Raw genomic sequence first — 5,594 nt, 5'->3', positions numbered from 1 at the left:
TAAGGTTGGGATGCATGACTTTGCTGAGCGAGTAAAAGTGACCGACTCGCTGGTTATGGCAAAGCAGCAGTATCCTGGACAAAAGAACACCTTGGACGCTCTCGTACGTCGTTTAGATGTGGGCAAGCAAGACCGTACGTTTCACGGGGCATTACTAGATTCAGAGATTTTAGCAGAAGTGTATCTGGCGATGACTGGTGGACAGGTGACGCTGGGTATTGAAGATGACACACAAGCCGATGGTGGACACATGGCCCATGCTAGCTTTGCCAATTTAGCGGCTTTATTGCTTGATTCGAGTGCTGATGAGAGCACCAATCAAAGCTGGTATGCGTCGCTCGCAGAAGACTATCCTGAGCTAAAAGCCAAAATGTAACAGTCATTAAAATCGCTTCTTATATTGGCTATTAGAGAATATAGTCTTGATTATTATAACGATAAAAAGTAAAACCTTATCTAGCGCTATGTTTTAATTTACTCTCTAACTATTTGCCATTTTCGTCAGTATCTTATGGAAAAAATAATTATGAATCACTCTACGCAAATAAAATTGACCGCGCCAATGCTTAGTGTTACTGACTTCAATTTGCCATCGCTGCACTTATTGCACGATGAGGTCAAAGTCATACTCAAAGATACTGAGATTCATTTGGGCGAATTTAATGACGACAATAGCCAAGCACCTTTATTATTAGACTCTATTATCGTCCTAAAACAATTGTCTTGTATTTTTGAGTTGATATCGTTAGTGGGTGCAGAGGCACTTAATAATGCGATTGTACAAGGATTGCAGCAGCTTTATGACAGTGGCGACAACAGCAATATTGACTTAATCATGGATCTGTCCGAAGCCATCATGACGCTTGATCGTTATGTTGAGTTTGTGCTGTTGACCGAGTCGGTAGAGCCTACTTTATTACTGCCTATTATTAATAAGCTCAATGCTCATAGCCAAATAGCGCCTATTGCTGCTGATTATTTTTCTGCTTTTGGCAACAGTAGTGTCATTATCGCCAATCCTGAAAAGAATTTTCAGCCACTAAATGAGCTCAACCTTGATCAAGAGTTGTTGACCTCTGCTTATCGTAGTGGGCTTGGCGTCACTTTGATCAATCGGGACGGTAATATTAACCAAGATGATCAGCAAAAATTGGATGCCATGTCAGCTGCCTGTGCTTTGATAGCGGCAAATACCAGCAGCTTATTTTGGCAAGCGGCGTCCGCTGCAGTCACTGATATCGCAACCATCCTGCCGCTTAATGTCAGTCAAAAACACACGCTTATTTATGTCGAACAGCAGTTCCAAAGCTATCTGCCTATCATGGATACGCGCTTTGCTGATCTAGTCAGCTTTGCCGGACAACGTGATACTGAAGCGGCAAAAACGCTGCGTGAGCAATATGCTGCCAATCGATTAGAAGACCCACAACGTCAGCAGATGGAGCGCTTCTTGTTTGGTCCAAACCGTGAGCTGACGGATACGTTAAATATCATTATCCAGACTCAAATCAATACGATCAAAGAAAATATCGACAGCTATGCCCGTGGCGACTCAATCAATCCAGTCGATATGCAAACCTCGCAAATCATTGAAGAGTTGACTACTTTAAGCTCTTCCTTACATCTGCTCGGTCTATCTAATGCCGCTAATAGCCTGATTAAAGCGGCAGAAGCTGTCAGCACATGGCGTTCGCCTACTCCGGAAGATTTTGATCATTTATTACTCGCACTCATGCATGCAGAAAACGCGACTATCGCCATGGCTGAGATGCATACTCCAGGTGCGATTTATTTGCCGTTGAACAATCCTCATATCTCACTACATCAGCTCAATACCGCTTATGATACCTTGATAGAAGAAAGTCGTACGGTGATTGCCAGTGCTGAACAAGCAATCAATGACTATCTTGCGGAGCCTGAGCGCGATATTCTTAATATTCAAAATACGCCTGAAATGTTGCGTCAAGTGAGCGGCGCGGTACGCTTTTTACAGTTGCTAACGCCTGCCAGTATGCTCAGTCAATTGGCAAGTTATTTGCAGCAGCGTATCAATAGTGGTAATCGTATCGATGATGGCACCTTAGCTTATATCGCCGATGTTATTATGGCAGTAGACCATCATCTAGATGGTTTTGAAAACAATCGCCCTGTCAGCAAACAAGCATTGGATGTTGGACAACATAGCTTAAGCCAATTGCTTGCCGCTTAATTATTCATTTAAATATTTATACAAAGACAAGCTTATATCAGCTTGTCTTTGACCGTTTGGAAACATACATGATAATCTGCGCATTTGTCCTATCTGATGAAACAATCTTATGTCGTCAAACGCCTAATGGCTGGTGGCCTTTGCAGGTTCAGCTACCACACTCTGATGTCAGTAGCGAGCAAGCTTATCAATTGGGACAGGTTACGTTATTTGACAGCTTAGCGCCAAATAGCTGGCTGCTTAATGATGGTATACAAAAAGAGGATAACGCTAATACCATTACTGTGCACGCAAGCTGCGCTATCACTTATGAATATGCGATAGCAAATAACATTGCCTTACCTGATATTTTAGACAGTAGTGACTTAGAAAGCAGTGACCTACAAAGTAGCGGCAATCGCATTAGTGATTCAAAGAGTAATATCACTGCATTTGTACCTTATCGACAGCTGATCACGCAACTGCCATCCGCATTGTCTGCCCAGCTTAGCCAAGCCATACAGCTACTGCGTTGGCAAGCAGACACGAATTTCTGTAGTCGCTGCGCCGCTCCAGTGGTTCATGCCAAGCAAGCTGAACGCGCTATGGTGTGTCAAGCTTGCCACTTGCGTCAGTATCCGCGTGTACAGCCATGTGTTATTACTGCCATCACTCGACCAAACCCACAAACCGGTGAAACACAGATTTTACTGGCACATCATCATCGTTATGGGCAGCAAAAAACCTCTCAACAAGCGCTACAGTATGGTTTGATCGCAGGTTTTGTAGAAGTCGGTGAAAGTCTAGAGCATGCTGTGGTACGCGAAGTAGCAGAAGAAGTGGGCATTAGCTTGTCCGATATTCGCTATGTGAGCAGTCAACCGTGGCCATTTCCCTCTAATCTGATGTTAGGTTTTCGAGCATCGTATGCGGATGGCGATATCGTTATACAAGAAGATGAGCTGTCACATGCAGATTTTTTTGATCTATCAAAGCTGCCAAAAATACCCTTTAAGGGTAGCATTGCTTATGCTCTGATTGAGCAAATTGCCAATGAGCAAGGCGTAGCTATTTAATCTATAGTATCTAAGCATCATTCAGCATTTATCCATATCGCCATTATCTTATTTATTCTAATATCAGCGCTCAATGCTCAGAGCATTTAGCATTGATATAAAGGTTTTAAAGCACATGCAAAGCACCGTTATTAAAAACAGCAGTCATATCCGTCTAACCAATCTGCCAATCTTGTTCGATTCGCTGAATATAGAAACGTTGCCTGCTGATGTTCAGGAAAAAATCGCGCGCATTGATGCCAGCCTACCGCAAACACAGTGTGGTCTGTGCGACCATGCTGATGGTTGCTTACCGTATGCGGTCGCTATCGTGATGGATGGTGAGCCACATAATAAATGTGTGCCGGGTGGTCAGCCAGTGACGGATACTATCGCGCATATTATCAATACTGATATGCCAACACTCAGCACTAAATCTTCAAAATGGCCGCTAGATGCTACTTCTCAGCGTCCTGTTGAAGTGCGTGCTGTCATCCGTGAAGATGATTGCATCGGCTGCACCAAATGTATTCCCGCGTGCCCAGTGGACGCCATCGTTGGTACTGGCAAGCATATGCATACTATTTTCACCGATTTGTGCACAGGCTGTGAGCTATGTATCGCGCCCTGCCCTGTTGATTGTATCGATTTGGTCACGGTTGAGCGCACGCTTTTGACAGTAGAGCGCACCCTTGAGCAAGAAGATTTAAGGCAGCGTTATCATACCCATTTAAACCGTGTCAGTAAGCAGCTGGCTGATAGCAGTAACAGCAAACCCGTGGTCAGCATGGTAGAAGCAAAGCTCAACAATGCTGCCAGTCAGTCTTTAAACATCAGTGAAGAACAAGCGAAGAACACCATTGCCGCTGCCAAGCTGCGCAGCAAAATTAAAAAACTGGCAAAGCAGCTTGACGTGCGACCAAATGACAGTAAACAAGCAGAGCTTGCTGCATTGCAAACAGAGCTTTCACAACTTTAATAATCAATAAAATAATAGCGAATAACGATAGCAAAAACACTATGAGTAAAACTGTCAAACACAAAACAGCTGATACCCCACCATCGAGGCGTATGCCCAATCGTGACGTACGCCCATTTTTTGAGAAGCTGGCAGCGACGATTGACGAGCCAGTTACTGAGCTCCACTATGGCAGCAATTTTGAGCTGCTTATTGCTGTGATTTTATCAGCACAGGCAACCGATGTAAGCGTTAATATTGCTACCAAGCAATTGTATCCAGTGGCTAATACGCCTGCGGCGATACTCGATTTAGGCGAAGAAGGTTTGAAAGGTTATATCAAAAATATTGGCTTATTTAACGCCAAAGCCAAAAACGTTATCAAAACTTGCCGTGATTTGATTGATAAATTTGACAGTACTGTTCCTGATAATCGTAAAGACTTAGAATCACTTGCCGGCGTCGGGCGCAAGACCGCAAATGTGGTCTTAAATACCGCCTTTGGTCAGCCAACCATGGCAGTCGACACTCATATTTTTCGCGTCGGCAATCGTACTGGGCTTGCGACGGGCAAAAACGTCTTAATTGTTGAAAATAAACTGGTAGAACGCATCCCAGATGACTTCATCGTTGATGCGCATCATTATCTTATTTTGCACGGACGCTATACGTGTCAAGCACGGACGCCAAAATGCGGCGCTTGCCCTGTCTATGACGAATGTATGTTCAAAGATAAAGCAGCGTTTTTAGAGTTATAATGTGAGCGGATGATAATGATCGCAAAGCCCATCAATAGATATACTTATGATAAAGTATAATAATGCCATGATTGAGCATTACTTATAATAGAACAAGCGCAGCTCACTAGAGTTTTATTGCGTTTCGAGTTAGAATAAGCGTATTTTTAGGCAAGTATGTCAGATTGTTGATCCTGCTGACAATCAGGTGATAGACGTATGATTGGCGACAGCTTCAAGCACGTTGTCAGTTAATAATACGATATAGTACAACGCAAAGCTATCGCCCTCTTAGCCTGACCCCATATGATTTATCCAAATCTGTGTTTTATCTGAATGTATATAATACATGCATTTATGAATAAGTGAATTGAGTAGTACAAATTAAACACTGAGCAATACATTGTTCGGCCAATACCAATTAAAGCAGCGCCCAGACGTTATGCTTTTTCCTATCTTTATTGATTCAATTAAGCGATCCTATTATGCGCGAATACAACTTATTTACCTCAGAATCTGTGAGCGAAGGTCATCCTGACAAAATGGCTGACCAAATATCAGACGCCATCCTCGATGCCATCTTACGTCAAGATTTAAATGCGCGTGTGGCGTGCGAAACGCTGGTTAAGACAGGTGCTGTTATACTAGCAGGTGAA

At 43.3% G+C, this 5,594-nt stretch carries 5 protein-coding genes and 1 pseudogene; all 6 read left to right on the top strand.

Annotated elements, in window-relative coordinates:
* Positions 1–376 (top strand): annotated as a pseudogene (locus VLN09_RS09400) (DNA polymerase III subunit epsilon); the annotation flags it as partial.
* A 150-nt stretch (positions 377–526) separates the two neighbouring features.
* Positions 527–2,209 carry a hypothetical protein gene (locus VLN09_RS09395; RefSeq protein ID WP_325245895.1) on the top strand — a complete coding sequence of 561 codons (1,683 nt, stop codon included), beginning with the start codon at positions 527–529 and terminating at the stop codon, positions 2,207–2,209.
* A gap of 68 nt (positions 2,210–2,277) precedes the next feature.
* Positions 2,278–3,264 (top strand): NAD(+) diphosphatase, encoded by a 987-nt coding sequence (nudC, locus tag VLN09_RS09390; RefSeq protein ID WP_325245893.1) that lies wholly within the window; start codon positions 2,278–2,280, stop codon positions 3,262–3,264.
* Positions 3,265–3,379: 115 nt separating this feature from the next.
* A complete protein-coding gene (locus tag VLN09_RS09385; RefSeq protein WP_325245891.1) occupies positions 3,380–4,222 on the top strand; it encodes an RnfABCDGE type electron transport complex subunit B in 843 nt (280 codons plus the stop codon).
* Between the two features lie 41 nt (positions 4,223–4,263).
* On the top strand, positions 4,264–4,959 hold the full coding sequence (gene nth, locus VLN09_RS09380; protein WP_325245889.1) for an endonuclease III: 696 nt from the start codon (positions 4,264–4,266) through the stop codon (positions 4,957–4,959).
* 464 nt (positions 4,960–5,423) lie between these two features.
* Positions 5,424–5,594: S-adenosylmethionine synthetase N-terminal domain-containing protein (locus tag VLN09_RS09375; RefSeq protein ID WP_325245897.1), on the top strand; the 171-nt coding region annotated here is incomplete at its 3' end.

Source organism: Psychrobacter sp. (assembly GCF_035469765.1).
Lineage (GTDB): Bacteria > Pseudomonadota > Gammaproteobacteria > Pseudomonadales > Moraxellaceae > Psychrobacter.
The sequence above is the reverse complement of the archived record's forward strand: the minus strand, read 5'-3'. Positions and strand labels throughout refer to the sequence as shown.

Coding starts and splice junctions, on each gene's coding strand:
- VLN09_RS09395 (WP_325245895.1), top strand. CDS start 527: ATGAATCACTCTACGCAAATAAAATTGACCGCGCCAATGCTTAGTGTT.
- nudC (WP_325245893.1), top strand. CDS start 2,278: ATGATAATCTGCGCATTTGTCCTATCTGATGAAACAATCTTATGTCGT.
- VLN09_RS09385 (WP_325245891.1), top strand. CDS start 3,380: ATGCAAAGCACCGTTATTAAAAACAGCAGTCATATCCGTCTAACCAAT.
- nth (WP_325245889.1), top strand. CDS start 4,264: ATGAGTAAAACTGTCAAACACAAAACAGCTGATACCCCACCATCGAGG.